The sequence below is a fragment of the Kribbella sp. NPDC003557 genome (genome assembly GCF_040610805.1).
In the GTDB taxonomy this organism is placed as follows: Bacteria; Actinomycetota; Actinomycetes; order Propionibacteriales; family Kribbellaceae; genus Kribbella.
This window is the reverse complement of record NZ_JBEXMY010000003.1, coordinates 196,218-216,892: the sequence shown is the minus strand read 5'-3', so window position 1 is coordinate 216,892 and position 20,675 is coordinate 196,218. Positions and strand designations below refer to the sequence as shown.

Here is a 20,675-nt window from a genome sequence, read left to right as displayed (position 1 = left end):
ACGGCTCGACTTTGACTACTCTCGGGACTGTTGCCGCACAGTTGCCGCCGAGGTTCCGGGAGATGGGTCAGATGCCGTCAGTCGCGTTCGAGTCGCAGGTCGAGTCGCAGGTCGGGGCCCAGGGTGCCCAGGAGCGGCCGGTCTGGCCGCAGTCGGTGGTCACGGTGGTGGGCAATCCACGGGCCGGGTCGCGGACGGCGGCCGCGGCGGCGTCCGTCGCGGAGCTGCTCGCCTCCGAGCTCGGTACGCCGTACCGGATCGACGAGCTGATCGACCTGGTGACGCTCGCGCCGGCGATCTTCCAGGGTGACGGCGCCGGTGCCGAGGCGCAGTCCGCGCTGGAGAGCGCCATCGAGCTGGTGTCGTCCGCGTCGGTGATCGTCGTCGCGACGCCCGTGTACAAGGGCAGCTACACCGGCCTGCTGAAGAGTTTCCTGGACGTTCTGCGCCCCTCGGCGCTGGCGGGATCCGTGGTCGTACCGGTCACGGTGTCGGCCGCGCCCAGCCACAAACTGCTGGCCGACCACCACCTGCGACCGGTCCTGGCGGAGCTGGGCGCGAGTGTCCCGGTCCCGGGCGTGATCCTGGAAGAACGCGATCTCGAGGACCTACAGATCGTCCTCTCCAGCTGGATCCGCACCAACGCCGGCATCATCCAAGCCACCACCATCGCCCTCCAGCCGATCGCCGAGCCAACACCTGCCCGATAATCCAAAACCCGGCGCGGGCCGGGAGGTCCTGGACCTATCGTCGGCCTATGGACGATCGGGCGCGGATCGAGCGAAACCGGGCGGCCTGGGACCTGCGGGCCGCGGCGCACCTGTCGTCCGGGTTCTACGACGTGGACGGGTTTCGGGCGGGCGGCAGTTCACTGCGGGCGTTCGAGGTCGAGGCGGTGGGGGACGTTCGCGGGAAGCGCCTGCTGCATCTGATGTGTCACTTCGGTTTGGACACGTTGTCGTGGGCGCGGCTGGGGGCAGACGTCACCGGCGTGGACTTCTCCGGGGCTGCGGTCGACGCTGCGCTGGAGTTGGCCGGCGAGGTCGGGTTGGCGGCGCGGTTCGTGCAGGCGGATGTGTACGACGTGGCGGACGTACTGGAGCCGGCGTCGTACGACGTGGTGGTGGCGACGTACGGCGTGCTGGTGTGGCTGCCGGACCTGGACGAGTTCGCGCGGGTGGTGGCGCGGATGCTGCGCCCGGGCGGGACGGTCTTCCTGGCGGAGTTCCATCCGCTGCAGGCGATGGTGGACGAGGAGCTTCGGGTGCGTACGTCGTACTTCCGCACCGATGCTGTGGATCGCGAGGTGACGACCAGCTACACCGGGCAGGACGTGCCGGGGCATGTGCAGAGCACCTGGCCCTGGACTGTCAGCGGATTGGTGAACGCGTTGGCCGGAGCGGGGTTGCGCGTTGACCGTCTCGACGAGCTGCCGGTGGACCTGCGGCAGCGGAGTCCGGCGATGGTGCAGGACGCTGACGGGTTGTGGCGACTGCCCGGCGATCCGCTACCACTGCTGCTGACGTGCCGAGCCGTGAAAGCCTGATCATCGACCCGGCGCGAGGCTGATGCCCAGGGCGGTGAAGCGTGCGGTCAGGTCGTCGACCCAGGCGACAGGTGTGCGGTGGTCCGGCAGTGGGACGCCGGCCTCGCTTCGCCACAGGGCGTCGCCGAGGGTGGTGCGAATGTGCCAGGCCATGACGCGCTCGGGGGAGAGGGTGCGGCCGGTCAGGTGCTGGTAGTGGCGTGAGGTGGTCTGCAGCAGGTCGACGCCTGGCCCGGTGCCCGGGAACGCGCGAAGGTCGTACTCGGCGTCGGCCGTTCCCGCGGTCTCGAAGTCGACCACCGCGCGGAGCTGGTCGCCGTCCCAGACCTGATTTCCGCCGTGAAGATCACCGTGGACGAGGACGTGCGACGCCGGCGGGGCGAGGACCTCATGGGCCCAGTCGCACCACCGCACCACGGACTCGACCTGATCCGGCCGGACCCACCGACCGAACCCGTCGCGGATCGTGTCCGTGGTCGCGGGCGGCAACAGGGCCGGGGGAACACCGCTGGTCAGGTGCTCGACCCGCTCGAGGGTCGTGGAGTCATGCAGAGCGGCAAGAAAGGTGGCCAGTTGCCGGCCGGCGTGATCGCGGTCGATGGAGTCGACCACGTCGAACAACGTCTGACCGGGCACCCGCCTCGTCACCAGCAGCACCGGGTCGGTGCTGCTGGCGACAACCTCGGGGAGGAACGGGACGCCGGATCCCAGCGCTGTCAGGACGCTGATCTCGTGCGCCACTCGGAGCGCCGCGGGGCGCGACCACGCGAACTTCGCGACGAACTCCTCCCCGACCATCGCGCTCGCCGCCCACCACTGCGGATCCGGCTCGCCGAACGTCTCCCGTACGACGACCCTCAACCCGCCCAGCTCCGGAGCGACATCCCGCAGCGCGTCCGCGACCGCGCCCGGCGAACACTCGTCCAGCCACCTCATACCCCCATCCCACCAGCCGCAGCCCGACCTTGAACACCCGGCGGTGGGTGTGGACAGGTCGTGCGCTGTCCACATCCACCAGCAGGTGTTCAAGGTTCAGTCGTTGTGGGTGGGTTGGGTCGGGGCGTGGCGGAGGGTTGCGGTTGCGGGGATGAGTGTGGAGCCGAAAGTGAGTGCGGCGGCTGCTCCTACGATCACCAGGTAGATCCAGAGCGGGCCTGTCGGGAGGACGTCGTTCGCGACCTTGGCGGAGAAGGGGAGGAGGCAGGCCAACGCCACCACGGTGCCTAGCGTTACTCCCGTGAGGGTGACCAAGGTGCTTTCGGTGGTCAGCATGCGGAGCACCTGGAAGCGGGTCGAGCCGGTCAGCCGTTGCAGGGCGAACTCGCGACGGCGGCGCAGGGTGGTGGAGACCAGCGTGTTGACCACCGAGACGGCGGTGTACGCGATCAGCATGCCGACGAGCATGTAGTTGATCCACGCCTGCGTCTGCAGGTCCTCGACGTTCGAGGCGACCAGCGTGCTGCGGTCGGCGACCTGCACACCCGGGTGCGCGGCGGCGACCTTGGCCAGCCCCGGTCGTACGTCGGTACCGGGCTCGGCGCGGACCAGGAGCTGCTTCGTCAGCCCGTCGGTGGTGTGAGCGGCGACCAGGGCCGCGGGCAGGATGATCGACTCGTACCCACGCTCTGCCGCGAACGTCGCCACCACCCGGAGCTTCACGGTGGTCCCGTCGCCCAAGGTCATCGTGATCTCGGACCCGACCCCACGACCGGTCTTGGTGGCCATGTACTCCGGGACCGCCGCGGTCGAGCCGCTCAGCCCGGCGAGCGACCCGCTCGTCAGCCGGACCGGCGCCGTACCGTTCGCCCCCTGCGCGTCCACGCCGATCACCGGCGCACCGTCCTCGTCGAACGGAGCCTTGCGAGGATCGTCGACCGCGCCCATGCTGCGGACGAACGCCGAGGCACTCGCCACGCCGGGGACAGCGCGCACCTGCGAGACCAGGGCCGGCGAGAGACCGGCGTCCGACACCAGTACGGCGTCCGCTCGCAGGTCTCGCGTGAACGCCTCCGAGGAAGCGTGGACCTGGGTGGTCTGCATGTACAGGTTGGCGGTGGAGATGCCGACGGCAAGCATCACCGGCATCGCCGCGGCCGACAACGCCACCGAGCGCGCGGACAGGTTGCGGATCGCGAGCCGGCCGTTCACCCGGGTCAGCGCCTGGACCGGCCAGCGCCAGATCCCCAGCACCAGCTTGGTCCAGAACGGGCCGAGCAGTGCGACCCCGATCGCCCAGCAGAGGATCGACGGGCCGGCGGTCGACGCGGCCAGCGGGCCGGACATCACCGTCGCGGTGACGATCAGCAGCGCCAGGCCGCCGCCGAGGAACAGCAAGCCGAACAGGAGCCGGATCCAGCTGAACCACTTCCGCTGCAGCGACGCCTCGACCAGTGCCTCGACCGGCTTGATCTTCGCCGACCTGCGCGCCGCGATCAACGCGGCGCCGATCGCTGCCAGGACCGCCGCGCCGGCGCCGGCCGCGAACGGGATCCAGCCCTGCGCGAACTCGATCACCGGCGACGCGACGCCGTGCGAGCTGAGCTGGTCGAAGAGGAACCGGCCGAGGAAGATCCCCGGCAGGCACCCGAGAACGACCGCGGGCAGCGAGACCATCAGGGCCTCGCCCAGGATCATCCGGCGCACCTGGCCGGGCGTCGTACCGATGCCGCGGAGCAGCGCGAACTCCCGCTCGCGGTGCTGGGCCGCGAGCGCCAGAGTGGAGGCGACCACGAACATCATCGTCATCGCGGCGATCCCGCCGAACGAGCCGGCGACCGCGATCAGCGCCGTACGGCGCGACTCGGCGTCCGGGTGCTCGGCCAGACCGCGGTCGACGCCGGCGCGGACGGTCAGGTCGCCGATCTCCTCGAGACGGTCCCGCACGTCGCCGAGGTTGGTGCCCGGGGCAACTTGTACGCCGACGTCGGCGAAGCGCGACGGGTTGCGGACGAGGCTCGCGGCGTCCTGGTCGGAGAAGAACGCGTGACCGGACGCCTGCGGGGCGATGCCGCTGATCGTGAAGGTCTTCGGCTCACCGTTGATCAGCAGGGTCAGCTGTTCTCCTACGGTCCCCGACGAAACAACCACCTGTGCGGAGCGGGGCGCGTGCCCCGCACTGAGGGGGTAGGGCGCCAGCCCGGCGCTGGACCAGTTGTGGCCTTCGGCAACTACGGCCCTGCTCGCATCGGCGGCCGAGCCGCCCGCAGAGGGCGGGGTGAAGGCCGGGAAGGTGTAATCCCCGGTGGCGGAGGTTACGCCTTCGACTGCGCGGATCTCGGGCAGGAGGTCTGCTGGTACGCCGACGCGTTCCGTCAGGGGAGTGGCGTCCTCGACGCCGGGGCGGTGGTGGGACTGGTTGCCGGTGACGACCAGCGAGGTCCCGGCCAGGCGCTGGGGTTCGACGTTCGAGCGGATGCCGGTTTCCATCAGCCCGCCGCAGGCCATCACGATCGCCGTACCGAAGACGACCGCGACGAAGGTCGCGATGAATCCGCTCTTGCGGTGCCGCAAGGTGCGGACGGCGAGGCGCATCATCCCGCCACCGCCCGCAGGCTCGAACGCGCACCGAGGTGAGTCATCCGGTCGGCGACCTCTTCGGCCGTCGGAGCGGTCAGGCGGCCGGCCAGCGCGCCGTCGGCGAGGAAGACCACCTGGTCGGCGTACGACGCGGCGACCGGGTCGTGGGTGACCATCACGACCGTCTGGCCCTGGGACCGCACGGGTTCGCGCAGCAGTTCGAGGACGTCGGCGGCCGTCTGGGTGTCGAGCGCACCGGTCGGCTCGTCGGCGAAGATCACCGCGGGCCGGGCGACCAGCGCGCGGGCGATCGCGACCCGCTGCTGCTGACCGCCGGACAGCTCGCCCGGGCGGTGCTTGTGCCGGTCGCCGAGACCGACGCGCTCCAGGACCTGGCGTACGGCGGCCTTGTTCGGGCGGCGGCCGTCGAGCTCCTGCGGCAGGCAGACGTTCTGCCAGACCGTCAGCGCGGGCAGCAGGTTGAAGGACTGGAACACGAATCCGATCCGCTCCCGCCGGAGCTCGGTCAGCCTGCGCTCGCTCAGCCCCGCGAGCGGCTGCCCGTCGATGAACACGCTGCCGGACGTCGGCCGGTCGAGGCCGGCGGCACAGTGCAGGAAGGTGCTCTTGCCCGACCCGGACGGCCCCATCACCGCGGTGAACGTCCCGGGGGCGAACTTCATCGAGATCCCGTCGAGGGCGGTGACGGCGTTTCCGCCACGGCCGTAGACCCGTCGTACATCCTGCAGGACGACCGAGTATCCGGCCCCGTCGACTGCTTCCTGCGTCCGTTTCTTCATGCCGCCGACGCTACGGAGCGGCGGCGCCGCGCCCCATGGTGCTGAACCGACGACGGTGGTGGACGAAAGTCCACCCTCTCCGGCTACGTCCGGGCGCCGAACAAGGCCCGCAGGCCGTCGAGGTAGGTGTCCGGCGTGACGTCGCCGATCAGCAGCCGCTGGATGATGAACCCCGGCAGCAGGCCGAACATGGCCTGCGCGATGTGCCCCGGGTCGGCGTCCGGGTCGACCGTCCCGTCGGCCTGGGCGCGGCGGGCGACCGCCTCGAAATGGTCGCGGAGCTGGCTGTACTTGCCGAGCGCGGTGGCCTTGATCGTGGGGTTGCGCAGCGACTCGGCCCAGGCCTGCACGGCGACCCGGGTGACATCGCCGCCGGGCCGCTCCGCGATCGCCACCACGTGCCGGATCGCGGCGTCGAGCGCGGCGAGCGGGGTCAGCGGCTGCTCGGAGGCGAGGATCTTGCCGAACAGCTCGTCGATCGTGCCGAGCGCGTCCTCGGCGATCGCCGCGACGATCTCCTCCTTGCTCTTGAAGTAGCCGTAGACGGCGCCCGCGGACAGCCCGGACTCGCGGATCACGTCCGCCATCGTCGTCTTGTGGAAGCCCTCCTCGATCACGCAGGTGCGGGCCGCCGCGACGATCTGCGCACGGCGCGCCAGCCGGTGTTCCTCGGTGACCTTGGGCACGTCCGCAACTTAAAACGAATGTCCGTTCTTGACAAGTCGGCGGGCCGTTGCCAGGCTCGGACTCATAAAGAACGATCATTCGGTTTTATTGCCCGAGGGAGTACCACCATGACCACTGAGGCGCACGCGGCCGACCGTCGCCGGCCGCCCCTGATCGCCGTCGTCACGCTGCTGACCGCGGTCCTCACGGTGTTCCTGATCGCGTTCGCCTGGCCGGCCGCGCGCTCCGAACCGCGCGACGTCCCGCTCGCGGTGTCCGGCCCGCCGGCGGCGGTCCAGCAGATCGAGGCCCGCCTCGATCAGGCGATGCCCGGCGGCTTCGAGATCACCGCCGTACCGGACCGGCAGGCCGCGGTGCAGCGGATCCAGGACCGGGACGCGTACGGCGCGATCGTGCTGGACGCGGCCCAGCCCGAAGTACTGACCGCGTCCGCGGGTGGACCCGCCGTCGCGCAGGTGCTGACCCAGCTGTCCACCCGGATGTCGCCGGAGAGTCCGGCGAAGGTGACCGACATCGTGCCGCTGCCGAAGGACGATCCGCGCGGCGCCGGGCTGGCGGCCGGTGCGCTGCCGCTCGTGCTCGGCGGGATCATCGCGGCCGGCGCACTCACCCAGCTGGTCCGGTCCGGCGCGAAGCGGATGGTCGGCGCGCTCACCTTCGCGGTCACCGGCGGGCTCGCGCTGGCCGCCGTACTGCAGTACTGGCTCGGCTCGTTCGAGGGCAGCTACCTGGGCAACGCGGGTGTGATCGCGCTGTCGATCGCGGCGATCAGCCTGACCCTGCTCGGCCTCGAGTGGCTGCTCGGTACGGCGGGACTCGCGCTCGGCGGCGCCGTGATGATGCTGCTCGGCAACCCCCTGTCCGGGATGACGAGCGCGCCCGAGATGCTGCCGGACGGGTGGGGCACGCTCGGTCAGCTGCTGCCGCCCGGCGCCGCGGGCACGGCGTTGCGCTCGGTGAGCTTCTTCGACGGTGCCGGGGCCGCGCGGCCACTCGCAGTACTGGGCTGCTGGCTGCTCGCCGGACTACTCATCTGCGGACTCGGTGCGCTCCGTGGCCGGGGACGCGCCGTCCGTGCTCGACACGAGGCGCAGGCGGTCGCCGCCTGACAAAGTAGGGGTATGACAACGCGGTGACCGGATCGTTACGTCCCGGTCGCCGCGTTGGCGTGCTGCTGAGGCGACAACGTTGTCTGTCAAGCATTGACTTCGGCCGTTCGAGGCTCCTACGGTCGCGGGAAAGCCCGCAGGGTTTGGGTCGTGGTACCGGCATGACAACGATTGCCCGAAGGTGGACCTGAATGATGTCTAGGAAACGTTTCAAAGTAGCGGCCGTGACCAGCGCGCTGCTGCTGGCGGTGACGGCCTGCAGCCAGGGCTCGACGACCAAGCAGCCGGACGCCGGCAGCTCGCAGAGCTCGGGCCCGGCGCACATCAAGATCGCGTACCAGCAGTGGGGCCCGGGCGTGGTGATGAAGAACTTCCTCACCGGCGTGAAGTCCGAGTACGAAGCGGCGAACCCCGGGTCGACGGTCGAGATCCTGCCGATCGTGGCGTCGGAGAACGACTACTACACCAAGCTGCAGCTGATGATGCGGTCGCCGAACACCGCGCCGGACGTGGTCTACGAGGACACCTTCCTGATCAACTCCGACATCACCGCGGGCTACCTGAAGCCGCTGGACGACTACATCAACAAGTGGGGCCAGTGGGGCCAGTTCGAGGACACCGCCAAGGGCGCCGCGAAGGCGCTCGACGGCAAGACCTACGGCGTACCGGACGGCACCGACACCCGCGCGCTCTGGTACAACAAGCAGATCTTCGCCAAGGCCGGCCTGCCCGCCGACTGGCAGCCGAAGAACTGGGACGACGTGCTCAGCGCCGCCCGGACCATCAAGCAGAAGGTCCCCGGCGTCATCCCGATGAACGTGTACTCCGGCAAGCCGATGGGTGAAGCCTCCGCGATGCAGGGCTTCGAGATGCTGCTGTACGGCACGAAGGACACGCTGTACAACAACGACCAGCAGAAGTGGGTCGTCGGCAGCCAGGGCTTCAAGGACTCGCTGAACTTCATCAAGACCGTCTACACCGAGGGCCTCGGCCCGTCGCCGAAGCAGGCGCTCGACCCGAACATGGGCAGCAAGGTCGGCACCGAACTGCTGCCCGGCGGGAAACTGGCGATCGCGCTGGACGGCTCCTGGATCTACGGCAACTGGCAGAAGACCGGCGCGAAGCCGTGGCCGCAGTGGTCCGAGGTCCTCGGCCAGACCGCGATGCCGTCCCAGGACGGCGGCGGCAAGGGCAAGGTCAGCCTCTCCGGCGGCTGGACCTGGGCGATCCCGGCCAAGTCGAAGAACCCGGACGCGGCCTGGAACCTGATCAAGACCCTGCAGACCCAGAAGAACGCGGCCAAGTACGCGACCGAGGGCGCGCAGATCGCGGTCCGCAAGGACGTCGCCTCCGACGCCACGTACAAGAGCTCCTCGAAGAGCACGCAGTTCTTCACCGACCTGGTCTCCGTCACGGTCTACCGGCCGGCGTACGCGGAGTACCCGAAGGTCTCCAACGAGATCATCACCGCGATGGAGGCGGTGATGACCGGACAGTCCTCGATCGACGAGGCCGCGAAGAACTACGACGAAGCGGTCGAAGGCATCGTCGGCAAGGACAAGACCACAGCGGGCCAGTAGCCCGGGCGAAGGAACCTCCCCTGTGACGACGACTGTCGCCCCCACGGCCTCGGCTCCCACTCCCTCCGGCAAGACGTCCGGAGGGAGCGGGAAGCCGCGGGCCGCCAAGTTGCTCAAGATGCTGCCGCTGTCGCCGGCCATCGGACTCATGCTGGTCTTCCTGGCCGGTCCGATCATCTACTGCGTGTACGCCGCGTTCACGAACATGGCGCTCACCGGTACGGGTGCGGCGAACGTCAAGTTCGTCGGGCTGGACAACTTCCGCAAGGCCTTCGGCAGCGGTGCGTTCACCAACGCGATCTGGCTGACGCTGCTGTTCACGCTGATCTCCGCGATCATCGGGCAGAACACGCTCGGCCTCGGCCTCGCGCTGCTGATGCGCAGGTCCACGAAGGTGATCCGCAACTTCGTCGGCACCGCGGTGATCGGCGCGTGGGTGCTGCCCGAGGTGGTCGCGGCGTACCTGCTGAGCGCGTTCTTCAACGACGAGGGCACCCTCAACGTGATGCTGCACGCGGTCGGCCTGCCCGGGCAGGACTGGTTGTACGCGGCACCCATCATCGCGGTGTCGCTGGCCAACATCTGGCGCGGTACGGCGTTCTCGATGCTGGTGTACTCGGCCGCGCTGAGCGAGATCCCCAAGGAGATCGAGGAGTCCGCCGAGATGGACGGCGCGGGCGGCTGGCGGCGGCTGGCGTTCGTGACGCTGCCGATGATCACCCGCGCGATCATGACCAACCTGATGCTGATCACGCTGCAGACGCTGAGCGTGTTCGGCCTCATCTACGCGATGACCCGCGGCGGCCCCGGGACGAAGAGCCAGACGCTGCCGCTGTACATGTACGAGCAGGCGTTCAGCTTCTCCCAGATCGGCTACGGTACGGCGATCGCGCTGGTGATGCTGGCGATCGGCGCAGTCTTCTCGCTGATCTACCTGCGTGGACTCAACTCGGAGGCAGCGTGATTGCGCGCGACCGTCTTAGCAAGGTGACGTCGAACCTGATCCTGCTGGCCATCGGTGTGCTGTTCGTGCTGCCGCTGCTCTGGGTGCTGTTCGCGTCGATCAACCGGACCGCGGGGCTGCGCGTCGAGTTCCCGACGCACCCCACGCTCGGGAACTTCAAGGCCGTGCTCAACACCAACACGACGTACCGCCCGGTGCTCAACGGCATCGTGCTGTGCGGCGGGGCCGCGCTGCTGACGATGGTGTGCGCGGTGCTCGCGGCGTACCCGCTGTCGCGGTTCAAGACCCGGTTCAACCGGCCGTTCCTGCTGACCGTGCTGTTCTGCACCGGGCTGCCGATCACCGCGGTGATGGTGCCGGTGTACGGGCTGTTCGTGCAGCTGAACCTGGTCGACACGCTCGGCGGCACGATCATGTTCATGGCGACGTCGGCGCTGCCCTTCGCGATCTGGCTGACCAAGACGTTCATGGACGGCGTACCGCTGTCACTGGAGGAAGCGGCCTGGGTCGACGGCGCCGGCAACATGCGCGCGCTGTGGGCGATCGTGCTGCCGCTGATGTGGCCCGGGATCGCGGTCGTGCTGATCTTCACCTTCATCGGCATGTGGGGCAACTTCTTCGTCCCCTTCATGCTGCTGCTGTCACCCGAGCGACTGCCGGCCTCGGTCAGCATCTTCACGTTCTTCGGCCAGTACGGCGAACCGAACTACGGCCAGCTCGCGGCGTACTCCCTCATCTACACCACCCCCGTCCTCCTCCTCTACCTCCTCCTCAGCCGCAAACTAGGCGGCGCCTTCGCCTTGGGCGGAGCCATCAAGGGCTGACCCCATCCAAAGGACACCGCGCCGCGGCGACTAACCTTCGGCCGGCTTCGCCTGCGTGCGTGGTAGCTGGTCTGTGTCTGAGGTGGCTGCCGCCGGGTGCGGCTGGCGTGGTGGGACCGGCTAAAGGACACCGCTTCGCGGCGGCTGCCCTTTCGGCCGGCTCCGCCGGCGTGCGCGCTAGCTGGAATGCGACTGAGGTGGTTGGCACGGCCGCTACTGATGTGGCTGGCGGCCCCAACGGCCGACTTCGCGGCGAAGCCAGCCAACAAGACAGCAGTCGGCGCACGCGGGCGACCAGAGCGGGCCTGAGGTGGTTGGCGCTGGGTGCAGGTGGTGCGGCGGTGGATGGACACCGCTTCGCGGCGGCTGTCTTGTTAGCCGGCTCCGCCGGCGTGCGCGGCAGCTGGAACGCGCATGAGGTGGTTGGCGCTGAATGCTGCTGGTCAGGTGCGCCAGCAACAGACCTTGCTGCGCGACGGTCAGCGGCACGGCGGAATCGTCGACGGTGAGAGGACACTGCTTCGCGGCGGCTGTCTTGTAAGCCTGCATTGCTCCCAGGGACATGGATCAGCGTTTGAGGTTGTTGGCATCGGCTGCTGCAGGCGTGGTGGGACGGGTCAACGGGCACCGCTTCGCGGCGATCGTCCGTTGGCTGCCTCCGGCGGCAGGCGCGGATCGTGCTCCGGGTTGCGTACAGGCCCATGGACTGCTGCGGTGAAGGTGATCGCTAGTGGCCGCCGGGTCCCTCGAAGGACGTCGCTTGCCGGCGGTTGCTATTGCAGTCGGCTCACCGGGGCGCGACAGTCCTTCGTGGTCTTGCCTGCGAGTGGCTCCCGATCGCAAGACGAGCACCCGGGCGGCCGCTGGCTGGTCGGGTCGTGAGTCGTGTGGATCGACCGTCCGTGGCAGCCCCGATTCACGACTCGCTGCCTGGAGTCCACCAATCGCCGTGACTGGGAGGGATAGCCGACGAACAATCCGGCCGGCGAACTGCTCTCCCCGACGCGCCTCAGCTCGGCCGTCCACCTCCGCTTCATCACCAGTCCGCGCACGCGCGAAGCCAACCAACAAGGCAGCGCCATGTAGCGGCGTCCGTTGGTGTCCGCAGCCACGCCGCTGCAGCCGACGCCGGCATCCAGATGCTCTGCGCGTGTCGCGCGGAGACGTCCAGAAGACCAGTCGCGGCGTCGCGGCGCACGGGTGCCCGCCGCCGAAGATGCGACATGAGCGCCCGGGTGGTGTTTGCTGGTGTGGGCCCCCGAATTGCCCACAAAATAAGGGGATTCCGGCTCGGAAACTGTCGGTGCCGCCGTCTAGAGTCGATGCCATGGAACTCCTAGGCGAACGGCCGGCGTGGTCGATGAGTGGCAGCCAACTGCTGTCCACTCTCGACGCGCTGGAGACCGAGCTCGCCCGCCTGGAGACCTACCGGCTGACCGTGATCGCCGCCATGGAGACCACCGGGTACGCCGCCGAGCTCGGCGCCCGCGACACCGCCGAGCTCCTGCGCTTCCGACACCGGATCGACGCCCCGGTAGCCCGCCGCACCCTCCGCCTCGCCCAGGCCACGACGAAGTACCCAGCCGTATCCGCCGCGCTCAAGGACACCGCCTCTTGCGAGGAGCCCGGCGACGACGCTGACAGCGGATGGCGGCTGCGACCGGCACAGGCGGCCGCGATCGTGTTCGGACTCGACCGGGTCCGGTCCCGGGTCCCGGTGGAACACCTGGACGCGGCAGCGGAACAACTGGTCAGGCTGGCCGGCCACCTGTCGCCCGGCGAACTGCGCACCGCCGCCAAGGAGATCGCCGACCTCCTCGACTCCGACGGCCCCGAACCCGAAGAACACAAGGCCTACGCCCGCGAGTCCCTGACACTGTCGGCCGCCGACAACGGGGTAAAGCTCACCGGGTTCCTGGCCAACGAGAACGCCGAACTCCTGCGCGCCGTCGTGCACGCCGGTGCCCGCCCGCACAAGACCGTCGACGGCGAACCCGATCCCCGCCCCCGCGACAAGCGCCAGGCCGACGCCTTATCCACCGCCCTCAGCATCGCCGCCGCCGCATGGGACACCACGGCGCCCATCACAACCACCGCAGCAACCGCAGCGCCCACCGGACCTACGGCTGCTGCCACGACCGCCCCGGGCAACGTGGGCAGTACGGGTAACACGGGCAGTGCTGGCAGTGCTGGCAGTACAGGCAGCGCTGCCAGTGCTGGCAAGACAGGCGGAGCGGGCAGCGCAGGCACCGCGGGCAGTGCCGGCAGCGTGGCGAGGAATGGTCAGGTGGCGGGGTACGGGGCGAAGGCGACCATCACCGTGACGATCGACTTCGAGGACCTGAAGGCCGCGACCGCGGACGCGATCGGGCGGACCGTGTACAGCGGTGGGCTGTCGGCGGCCACGATCCGGCGGCTGGCCTGTGACGCGAACATCATCCCGCTGGTGCTGGGCTCGAACTCCGAGCCCCTCGACGTCGGGCGCCGCGAGCGCCTGGTCACCAAGGCGATGCGGCGCGCCCTGGACGCCCGCGACCGCGGCTGCGTGGTCTGCGGAGCGCCGCCGATCATGTGCGACGCCCATCACCTGATCTCCTGGATCGACGGCGGCGACACCAAAATCTCCAACCTGGCCCTGCTGTGCCGCCGCCACCACACCGACGTCCACGCCGGCCACTGGCACATCACCATCCGCGACGGCGTCGTCCACGTCACCCGCCCCACCTGGGCCGACGCACGGCCCGAACACCACTACCACTTCCGCCGACGGGCTGTCGAGCACCCGCCGCCGCCCGTCCCCTCCCCGCCGACCGTCCCACCGGCCGACGGTGATCCGGACGTGCCCAGCTTCCGCCATTCGAAGTGGCGCGCTGACGGGGCGGTCCTTCAACAGGCGGCCGCCTTCGCGCTGAGCGGCTAGATCAAGCAAGCCAGCACCCCAGCCGCGGGCATGCGGAGCGGGAAGGCTGTCGTGTCAAAGGATCACAAGCAGGCGGAGCCTGCCGCCCAAGCGGCCGCAGGTGCCACTCGCCGGACACCAGCGCAGCCGACGCCGACATGTGCCGCCGTCGGTGCGCCCTCACGCCAGCGAAGCTGACCGACAAGACAATCGCCAGGCGGTGCCCGCCCTCGTTCGCCCTACACCACCCGGACGGATCGCCTGGCCGGACTGCCTGGCTGGACTGCCTGGCTGCACCGCACCGCACCGCCCATCGCACCGCTGGGCGCGGCGCTCGGTGGCGGTGAGGCGATCCGGCCGGATCGCCTGGCCGGACTGCCTGGCCCGAGTGCCTGGCCGGACTGCTCGGCTGCACCCGCACCGCCCATCGCACTGCTGGGCGTGGCGCTCGGTGGTGGCGAGGTTGTGCCCGTTGGTCGGCGTTCGAGGTGGCAGGCTGATGGCGCCGCGCTCCGGGAGGCTGCTGACTTCGGGCTGGTCGGAGCGTTGACCGGCTAGGTCACCGGGCGTTGCCGCGCGGCTGGACCGGCGGCCAGGCCACGAGAAGCGGTACGTGTCGAGGCCGAGGTCCTTGATCAGCGCCACGTCGGCCGGCATCCGGTGGTAGTGGTCGCAGGCGATGTCGCCAGTCAGACCACACAACAGCCTTCCGGCCGCGGACATGCGCGCGGAGAGCCCGTGTTGTCAGAGGGGCAGAAGGGCGGAGCCTGCCTTGTCGGCGGCCCGGGCGTCGTCCGCAGGACGCCGGTGTAGGCCGACGCTGGTAGCAGATGCTGTGCCTGTGCCGCGCACGCGCCGCAACGTGGCCGAGAACTGCTGCCGCGGAGTGGAGTGAGTCCGTTGGCGTCGGCGCCACGCCAGAGCAGCCGACGCGAGCACCAGATGCTCGTCACCTGCTGCGCTCGCCGGCGGAGCCGGCCGATACGACAGTCGCCGCGAAGCGGTGTCCGCTGACCGCTGGCATCACACAGCAGTTGATGCCAGCATCAAATGCTCAGCGCGTGCTGAGCCCGCCGATGGAGCTGGTCGATGAGGTGGCCGCGGAGCGTGTCCGTTCGGGTGTGCAGCAGACCCGAGCAGTCGGCGCCAACACCGCAGATGCTCAGCACCTCACCTGCTCGCCGGCGGAGCCGGACGATACGACAGTCGCCGCGAGGCGGTGTCGCTGACCGCTCGCACCGCACAGCAGGCCGATGCCAACACCAGATGCTCAGCACCTCACCTACTCGCCGGCGGAGCCGGCTGACAAGACAGTCGCTGCGGAGCGGTGTGCTTTCAGGAGTTGGTGAGGGTGTGGCGGGTGTTCTGCCAGGTGGTTAGTTTTTCGGGGAAGGTGGCGGTCCACTGGGGGTCGGGGAGGCCTTGGGTGTAGCGGGAGAGGGCTGTGGGGGCCAGTGTGGGGGCGGAGGGTGGGGCGGCGTCCAGGACTACGGCCAGGCGGATGATGAAGGTTGTCAGGCGTGTTAGGCGGGAGTGGTCGGGGGTTGCTTCCAGGTCCTTCAGTTGGGTGCGGAGCTGTTTGAGGGTGCGTAGGGCCGTGCGGTGTTCGCCGCGGCCGGTGGCGTCCTCGAGGGCGTCGGACGGGATGCCGAGGTGGGCCGCAATTTCGGGTGACGGCTCGACGGGAGTCGCCTTGCCGAAGAGGCGGGGCTTGCCGGCTTGGAGTTGGTCGGTGATCTCGGTCAGGAGAGTGTCGAGGGCGGCGACGAGCTCACCCACAGCGCTGTCGGCGGTCTTGCGGCGGTTGGAGTCCAGCGCCGTGACACGGGCGTACTCGGCCTCGACCGCGGCGCGCAAAGTCTCCGGCCAGTCGTCGAGGCCGGTCAGCTCCTCGACGCGGGGTGCCGACGCGTTGAGGTCACCCGCGTTCAACGGCTTCGCGCCGGAGCGGGCGGCGTCGATCTCCTCGCCGATCTTCTTCTGCGGTCCCGGAACGATTGAGCTCACGTCTCCACCCTACGCATTTGACGGCTGGACGTCCGAGATCCCGGGTGTGCGCCCGAGATCCGCGGCGCCGGCCCAGCATCCCGGACGCTGACCCACCAGAGTTCAGACGTCCAGACGGCGCAGGTTCCACACCGACGGGACGACCAGCGTCACCACCGTGATCAGCACGAACAGCGCGGCACCGTACAGCTCGACCGCCCGAGCGCTGATCGCGACCGCGACGTACCCGACGGTGAGCTGGCCGACGGGACCGGCGATGAACGAGCCCAGCATGTCGTACGACGACACGCGTGACAGCTTGTCGATGGGGACGTGCTGGCCGATCGCGGTCTCCCAGCTGATCCCGAAGATGTCGAAGCCGACGCCGAGGACGAAGGCCGCGATCGCCATCGCCCAGAGCTGCGGCACCAGCGCCAGGCAGAGCATCACCGGGACGGTGAGCAGCATCCCGAGCATCCCGGTGCGCAGCGGGCGGCGTGGTTTCAACCGGAGCATGATGATGCCGCTGGCAACGAGTCCGGCGCCGAAGCAGGCGCTCACGACACCCCAGCCGGCCCGGCCGAAGGTGCGGTCGGCGATCACCGGGCCGAGGACCTGGTAGCAGGCCGTGTAGATCAGGTTGAGCAACGCGAACGCGAGCACGATCACCCAGACCCACTGCCGGGACACGAATTCGTGCCAGCCCTCGCGCAGGTCGGTCAGCAGCGAGCTCGCCTGCCGCTCGAGCCGCGGGATCCGCAGCCGGAGCAGCAACAGCGCGCCGATCAGGAACGTGACGCCGTCGACCGCGAGCCCGACGCCGGGGCCGGTCAGGCCGACGATCACGCCCGCGACCGCGCCGCCGCCGATCATCGCCGCGGAGCGCGCGAAACCCGAGATCGCGTTCGCCTGCGGGAGTTCCGCGCGGTCCACGATCGACGGCAGGATGCCGGTCATCGCCGGCATCACGAACGCCGCCGCGACCCCGTTCACGGCCTCGATCGCCGCGAGCTGCCAGATCGTCGCGTGCCCGGTGAGGACGAGGGTCGCGGCCAGCCCCTGGGTGAGGCCGCTGATCGTGTTGGCCGCGACCAGGACCAGGTGCCGGGGGAGCCGGTCGGCGATCACGCGGCCGATCAGCAGGAACACGATATTCGGAATGCTCCGCGCGGCCAGGACGATGCCGACCGCGCCGGCCGAGTCCGACACGTCCAGGACCGCGAACACCAGCGCCACCGGTGCGATCGCGGATCCGAGGATCGAGATGAACCGCGCCGACACGAAGATCCGCACGTCCTGGTGCCGCAGCACGGCCAGATCCTGCCGAAACCCCACGCCGCCCCCTCCGCGACTCACCGAATCCGCAGATCCTACGGTCAGGCCAGGGGCGCCTGACGCTGGATCAGTCGGCCAGCCGGATGCTGAGCTCGACCTCCCACTTCGTCTTGCGGGGTTCGGTGCGCGGATCGGTGCGGTAGGCCTCGTACCGGCAGCCGAAGGCGTCACCGTCCTCGATCTCCTGGCGATCGAGGACGAGCCCTTCGCCGGCCGCCCAGTCGAGCAGGGCGCGGTTGGCCCGGAGCGAGTGGTTGCGGTACGTCAGCGTCGCGTACCGCCCGGCGGGCAGCGTGCTCGGTCGCACCCGCTCGTCACCGGGCAGAGCCGTCGGTGTCACCACCCCGACCTCGAGATCCATCGGCCCGCTCATGTCGATCACGTGCAACCGCAGGAAGAACGGCCCCACGCCGTCGATTCCCTGATCGGTCAGCCATCTGGTCAGTTCGTCGAGCAACGCGTTGCGTTGCGCAAGCATGCCCCGGAAGGGCGTCACCACCCGGATTCCCAGGCAGTCCCGCGTCGCCAGCTCGACGACCCGGGTCGGTTCCAGCACGTCCATCGGCCTACCTCCGTTCCGGAACACCATGCCACCGATTCGGGTGCTTCCGGAGAGTGTGGGTTCGGCGTACGGTCGGTGATTGTGAGAGGCCGGGTCTGGGGGATGCGGGGGAGCTTCGCACTGGGGATCCTGGTGCTCGGGATGGCCGCGGCGGTCGGTGTGGGGCGGTGGGAGCGGGAGTTCGGCGAGCAGAGCGCGGCCGCGCATCTTGTCCTCGAGACCGTCAACGCGTGCGTGGCGCTGCTGCTCGCGTACCTGGTGTACGGGCGCTTCCGGCGTACGTACAAGCGTCAGGATCTCCTGCTGCTCCAGGGACTCGCCGTTCTCGGTATGGCGAACGCACTGCTCAGTGTCACGCTGATCAAGAACGACCCACCCGGTGCGTTCGGCAACTGGCTGCCGCCGGCGTTGCGGATCGTCGGGACCTTGCTGATCGCAGCGGCGGCTCTCGTCCCGGACCGCCTGGCCCGTCGGCGTGGCTGGCGGCACTGGGCGTTGGCGCCCGCTGTCGTCGCGATGCTCGTAGTCGGCGCCGTCCTGTACTGGCGGAGGGACTCGCTGCCGTCGGACACCACCAGCAACGCGCTCCTGATCCCGCAGATCCTCACACTCGTCTGCTTCGCGGTGGCCGCGGTGGCCTTCACGGTGCAGGCGCGCAGCCGGGACGACGTACTGCTGCGTTGGCTCGGCCCTGCCTGCGCGCTGGGAGCACTCGCACGTTTGAGCTACCTGTTGTTTCCACCGGAACGCGCCGACCTGCTGTACTCGGGCAGCCTGCTAAGGACCGGCTCGTACCTGCTGCTGCTCGTCGCCGCGGGCCGAGAGATCAGCCGGCACTGGGCATTGCAAGCGGAGGCCGCTGTGGTCGAGGACCGGCGACGGCTCGCCCGCGAGATGCACGACGGCGTACTGCAGGAGCTCAGCTACATCCGTTCCGAGATCTCCACGTTCGAGGGCCCGCGGGTCGAGCGGATCCTCGCCGCCAGCGACCGCGCGCAGGACGAGGTGCGGCAGATGCTCGAGGCGCTCGGCCGTTCCGACGACGAGCCGCTCGGTCTCGTACTGCATCGGGCGGTCGAACAACTCGCCCAGCGGTACGGCGTGGCGCTCGATCTCGAGCTGGACGAGTCCATCGTCGTGGACCGCGCGCAACGGCACGCGCTGGTGCGAATCGCCCGGGAAGCCGTCCTGAACGCGGTCCGTCATGGCAGGGTGGAACGTGTCAGGGTCGAGCTGGCGCGTGACACCGAGGGGAGTCGCCTGCTCGTCGCCGACGACGGGCCGGGGTTCGACGCGGCGGCCCGGCACACGGGGTTCGGGCTGGTCAGCATGCGGGAACGCGCGGCGGCGCTGCCGGGGACCTTCACGATCGAGTCGCGGCCGGGCGCGGGGACGAGGGTGACGATCAGATGGTGACGAGCCGATGAGCGCGGATCCGCGCCGGGTGGTGATGGCCGACGACCACCCGCAGCTGCGGTCGCACATCCGGCACGCGCTGGAGGCGGGCGGGTTCGAGGTCTGCGCCGAGGCGGGCAGCGGTCCGGAGGCGGTCCGGCTCACCCAGGAGCATCAGCCGGACGTCGTCCTGCTCGACATCCACATGCCCGGCGGCGGGATCCGCGCCGCCGCGGAGATCTCCCGGCTGCTGCCGGCGATCGCGATCGTGATGCTGACCGTGTCGCGCGACGACAACGACCTGTTCGACTCGCTGCGCGCCGGCGCCTCCGGCTACCTGCTGAAGGACACCGATCCGGACCGGCTGCCGGCGGCGCTGCGCGGGGTGCTGTCCGGCGAGGCGGCGATCCCGCGCTCGCTGGTGGCGCGCATCCTGGACGAGTTCCGGGACCCGGGCAAACGGCGGCTCGGTCGCCGCTCCAAACCCGCGAGCCTGCTCAGCTCCCGCGAGTGGGAGGTGATGGCCCTGCTCGCCGAGGGCCTGGCCACGGACGAGGTCGCCCAGCGACTGTTCCTGTCCCCGACGACGGTCCGGGTGCACATCTCCTCGGTCCTGCGCAAACTCCGCGTCAAGGACCGGCAGGCGGCGATCGACCTGCTCCGGGACGACCAGACCTGACGTAGCAATGGACCGATCGCGAGAGCGGTCTCCCTCCCTACCGCCCTCGCGATTCGGTCTACCCCCCGGACCCCTACATCCCCCGTGAGTACCGCATGTGGTAACGCTATGTAACAGCTGGGGGTGCTGACCAGGGACCAAGGTCCTTTTGAGCGTTCAAACACCTAAACGCCCGCCGGCCCCCGCTGAGCGCGGGAGAGGGGCCTGGCGGGTTGAAGTCGATGCCAACAGCAACCAGTTCGCGGTTGTCTTTCGTTGTCACCGGTTGTGACAGGCGAGGGCCTGCCGCTCGGGGCCGGATTTCGCTACCTTTGGGTATTGGTCCTCGATCTGCAGGAGGCTCCGTGAAGATCAACGACGTACTGCGCGGCAAAGGCAACGAGGTCGTCACCATCTCCCCAGAGGCCACTGTCACCGAGCTGCTCGCACTGCTGGCCGACCGCAACATCGGCGCGGTGGTGGTCAGTCCGGACGGGTCGACCGTGGCGGGCATCGTGTCCGAGCGCGACATCGTCCGGCTCTGGAACGGTACGCCGGACGCGGGTGACGTCCGGGTCAGCGCGATCATGACGCCGGAGGTGCACACCTGCACCCCGGACGACCTGATCGACAACCTCATGCGGCTGATGACGGACCGCCGGATCCGGCACGTCCCGGTCGTTGTCGACGGCAACCTTGCGGGCCTGGTCAGCATCGGTGACGTGGTCAAGTCACGGATCGGCGAGCTCGAGTTCGAGAAGGAACAGCTGTCCAACTACATCAGCAGCTGACGGTGCGCTGCCCCCGGCGGAAC

18 protein-coding genes are annotated in these 20,675 nt (G+C 69.5%); 10 read left to right on the top strand and 8 right to left on the bottom strand.

Annotated elements, in window-relative coordinates; genetic code table 11:
- The first annotated feature begins 71 nt into the window (after positions 1–71).
- A complete protein-coding gene (locus ABZW60_RS12910) occupies positions 72–710 on the top strand; it encodes an NAD(P)H-dependent oxidoreductase (protein ID WP_355476279.1) in 639 nt (212 codons plus the stop codon).
- A gap of 47 nt (positions 711–757) precedes the next feature.
- Positions 758–1,546, top strand: a complete 789-nt coding sequence (locus ABZW60_RS12905; protein ID WP_355476278.1) for a class I SAM-dependent methyltransferase — start codon at positions 758–760, stop codon at positions 1,544–1,546.
- Here the strand turns inward: ABZW60_RS12905 and ABZW60_RS12900 are convergent, their stop codons facing one another.
- From ABZW60_RS12900 to ABZW60_RS12885, 4 genes are all read right to left on the bottom strand, one after another.
- Entirely contained in the window at positions 1,547–2,482 is a 936-nt protein-coding gene (locus tag ABZW60_RS12900) for an aminoglycoside phosphotransferase family protein (protein WP_355476277.1), read from the bottom strand.
- 96 nt (positions 2,483–2,578) lie between these two features.
- A complete protein-coding gene (locus ABZW60_RS12895; RefSeq protein ID WP_355476275.1) occupies positions 2,579–5,080 on the bottom strand; it encodes an ABC transporter permease in 2,502 nt (833 codons plus the stop codon).
- Complete coding sequence (locus tag ABZW60_RS12890; protein WP_355476273.1) at positions 5,077–5,862, bottom strand: ABC transporter ATP-binding protein; 786 nt, start codon at positions 5,860–5,862, stop codon at positions 5,077–5,079. The genes ABZW60_RS12895 and ABZW60_RS12890 overlap by 4 nt, the downstream gene beginning before the upstream one ends.
- 83 nt (positions 5,863–5,945) lie before the next feature.
- Positions 5,946–6,548 (bottom strand): TetR/AcrR family transcriptional regulator, encoded by a 603-nt coding sequence (locus tag ABZW60_RS12885; RefSeq protein WP_355476271.1) that lies wholly within the window; start codon positions 6,546–6,548, stop codon positions 5,946–5,948.
- 108 nt (positions 6,549–6,656) lie between these two features.
- Between ABZW60_RS12885 and ABZW60_RS12880 the strand changes: the two genes are divergently transcribed.
- The 5 genes from ABZW60_RS12880 to ABZW60_RS12860 all read left to right on the top strand — a co-directional run bounded on the left by ABZW60_RS12880 (position 6,657) and on the right by ABZW60_RS12860 (position 13,946).
- The gene (locus ABZW60_RS12880; RefSeq protein ID WP_355476270.1) at positions 6,657–7,658 is read left to right on the top strand and encodes a hypothetical protein; all 1,002 of its coding nucleotides are present in this window, start codon (positions 6,657–6,659) and stop codon (positions 7,656–7,658) included.
- Positions 7,659–7,882: 224 nt separating this feature from the next.
- Positions 7,883–9,238, top strand: coding sequence for an extracellular solute-binding protein (locus ABZW60_RS12875; protein WP_355476268.1), 1,356 nt, complete (start codon positions 7,883–7,885; stop codon positions 9,236–9,238).
- Positions 9,239–9,260: 22 nt separating this feature from the next.
- Positions 9,261–10,202: a sugar ABC transporter permease gene (locus ABZW60_RS12870; RefSeq protein ID WP_355476266.1), complete on the top strand. Its 942-nt coding sequence runs from the start codon at positions 9,261–9,263 to the stop codon at positions 10,200–10,202.
- Positions 10,199–11,026, top strand: coding sequence for a carbohydrate ABC transporter permease (locus ABZW60_RS12865; protein ID WP_355476265.1), 828 nt, complete (start codon positions 10,199–10,201; stop codon positions 11,024–11,026). The genes ABZW60_RS12870 and ABZW60_RS12865 overlap by 4 nt, the downstream gene beginning before the upstream one ends.
- A gap of 1,327 nt (positions 11,027–12,353) precedes the next feature.
- Positions 12,354–13,946, top strand: coding sequence for a DUF222 domain-containing protein (locus tag ABZW60_RS12860; protein ID WP_355476263.1), 1,593 nt, complete (start codon positions 12,354–12,356; stop codon positions 13,944–13,946).
- 159 nt (positions 13,947–14,105) lie between these two features.
- Here ABZW60_RS12860 and ABZW60_RS12855 read toward each other — a convergent pair whose 3' ends face one another.
- The 4 genes from ABZW60_RS12855 to ABZW60_RS12840 form a co-directional block, all read right to left on the bottom strand.
- Positions 14,106–14,648, bottom strand: coding sequence for a family 1 glycosylhydrolase (locus tag ABZW60_RS12855; protein ID WP_355476261.1), 543 nt, complete (start codon positions 14,646–14,648; stop codon positions 14,106–14,108).
- Positions 14,649–15,260: 612 nt separating this feature from the next.
- The gene (locus tag ABZW60_RS12850) at positions 15,261–15,932 is read right to left on the bottom strand and encodes a hypothetical protein (RefSeq protein WP_355476259.1); all 672 of its coding nucleotides are present in this window, start codon (positions 15,930–15,932) and stop codon (positions 15,261–15,263) included.
- A gap of 102 nt (positions 15,933–16,034) precedes the next feature.
- Positions 16,035–17,246: an MFS transporter gene (locus tag ABZW60_RS12845; RefSeq protein WP_355476257.1), complete on the bottom strand. Its 1,212-nt coding sequence runs from the start codon at positions 17,244–17,246 to the stop codon at positions 16,035–16,037.
- 67 nt (positions 17,247–17,313) lie between these two features.
- On the bottom strand, positions 17,314–17,808 hold the full coding sequence (locus ABZW60_RS12840; protein ID WP_355476256.1) for a GyrI-like domain-containing protein: 495 nt from the start codon (positions 17,806–17,808) through the stop codon (positions 17,314–17,316).
- A gap of 81 nt (positions 17,809–17,889) precedes the next feature.
- Between ABZW60_RS12840 and ABZW60_RS12835 the strand changes: the two genes are divergently transcribed.
- The 3 genes from ABZW60_RS12835 (at position 17,890) to ABZW60_RS12825 (ending at position 20,652) form a co-directional block, all read left to right on the top strand.
- On the top strand, positions 17,890–19,224 hold the full coding sequence (locus ABZW60_RS12835; protein ID WP_355476254.1) for a sensor histidine kinase: 1,335 nt from the start codon (positions 17,890–17,892) through the stop codon (positions 19,222–19,224).
- A 7-nt stretch (positions 19,225–19,231) separates the two neighbouring features.
- On the top strand, positions 19,232–19,882 hold the full coding sequence (locus ABZW60_RS12830) for a response regulator transcription factor (protein ID WP_355476252.1): 651 nt from the start codon (positions 19,232–19,234) through the stop codon (positions 19,880–19,882).
- 344 nt (positions 19,883–20,226) lie between these two features.
- Positions 20,227–20,652, top strand: a complete 426-nt coding sequence (locus tag ABZW60_RS12825) for a CBS domain-containing protein (protein WP_355476250.1) — start codon at positions 20,227–20,229, stop codon at positions 20,650–20,652.
- Positions 20,653–20,675 lie beyond the last annotated feature (23 nt).

What these genes read in the sequence shown, in the direction of transcription:
- ABZW60_RS12890 (WP_355476273.1), bottom strand. Translation starts at nt 5,862, where the DNA reads ATGAAGAAACGGACGCAGGAAGCAGTCGACGGGGCCGGATACTCGGTC.
- ABZW60_RS12895 (WP_355476275.1), bottom strand. Translation starts at nt 5,080, where the DNA reads ATGATGCGCCTCGCCGTCCGCACCTTGCGGCACCGCAAGAGCGGATTC.
- ABZW60_RS12840 (WP_355476256.1), bottom strand. Translation starts at nt 17,808, where the DNA reads ATGGACGTGCTGGAACCGACCCGGGTCGTCGAGCTGGCGACGCGGGAC.
- ABZW60_RS12860 (WP_355476263.1), top strand. Translation starts at nt 12,354, where the DNA reads ATGGAACTCCTAGGCGAACGGCCGGCGTGGTCGATGAGTGGCAGCCAA.
- ABZW60_RS12905 (WP_355476278.1), top strand. Translation starts at nt 758, where the DNA reads ATGGACGATCGGGCGCGGATCGAGCGAAACCGGGCGGCCTGGGACCTG.
- ABZW60_RS12910 (WP_355476279.1), top strand. Translation starts at nt 72, where the DNA reads ATGCCGTCAGTCGCGTTCGAGTCGCAGGTCGAGTCGCAGGTCGGGGCC.
- ABZW60_RS12880 (WP_355476270.1), top strand. Translation starts at nt 6,657, where the DNA reads ATGACCACTGAGGCGCACGCGGCCGACCGTCGCCGGCCGCCCCTGATC.
- ABZW60_RS12855 (WP_355476261.1), bottom strand. Translation starts at nt 14,648, where the DNA reads ATGTCCGCGGCCGGAAGGCTGTTGTGTGGTCTGACTGGCGACATCGCC.
- ABZW60_RS12830 (WP_355476252.1), top strand. Translation starts at nt 19,232, where the DNA reads ATGAGCGCGGATCCGCGCCGGGTGGTGATGGCCGACGACCACCCGCAG.
- ABZW60_RS12900 (WP_355476277.1), bottom strand. Translation starts at nt 2,482, where the DNA reads ATGAGGTGGCTGGACGAGTGTTCGCCGGGCGCGGTCGCGGACGCGCTG.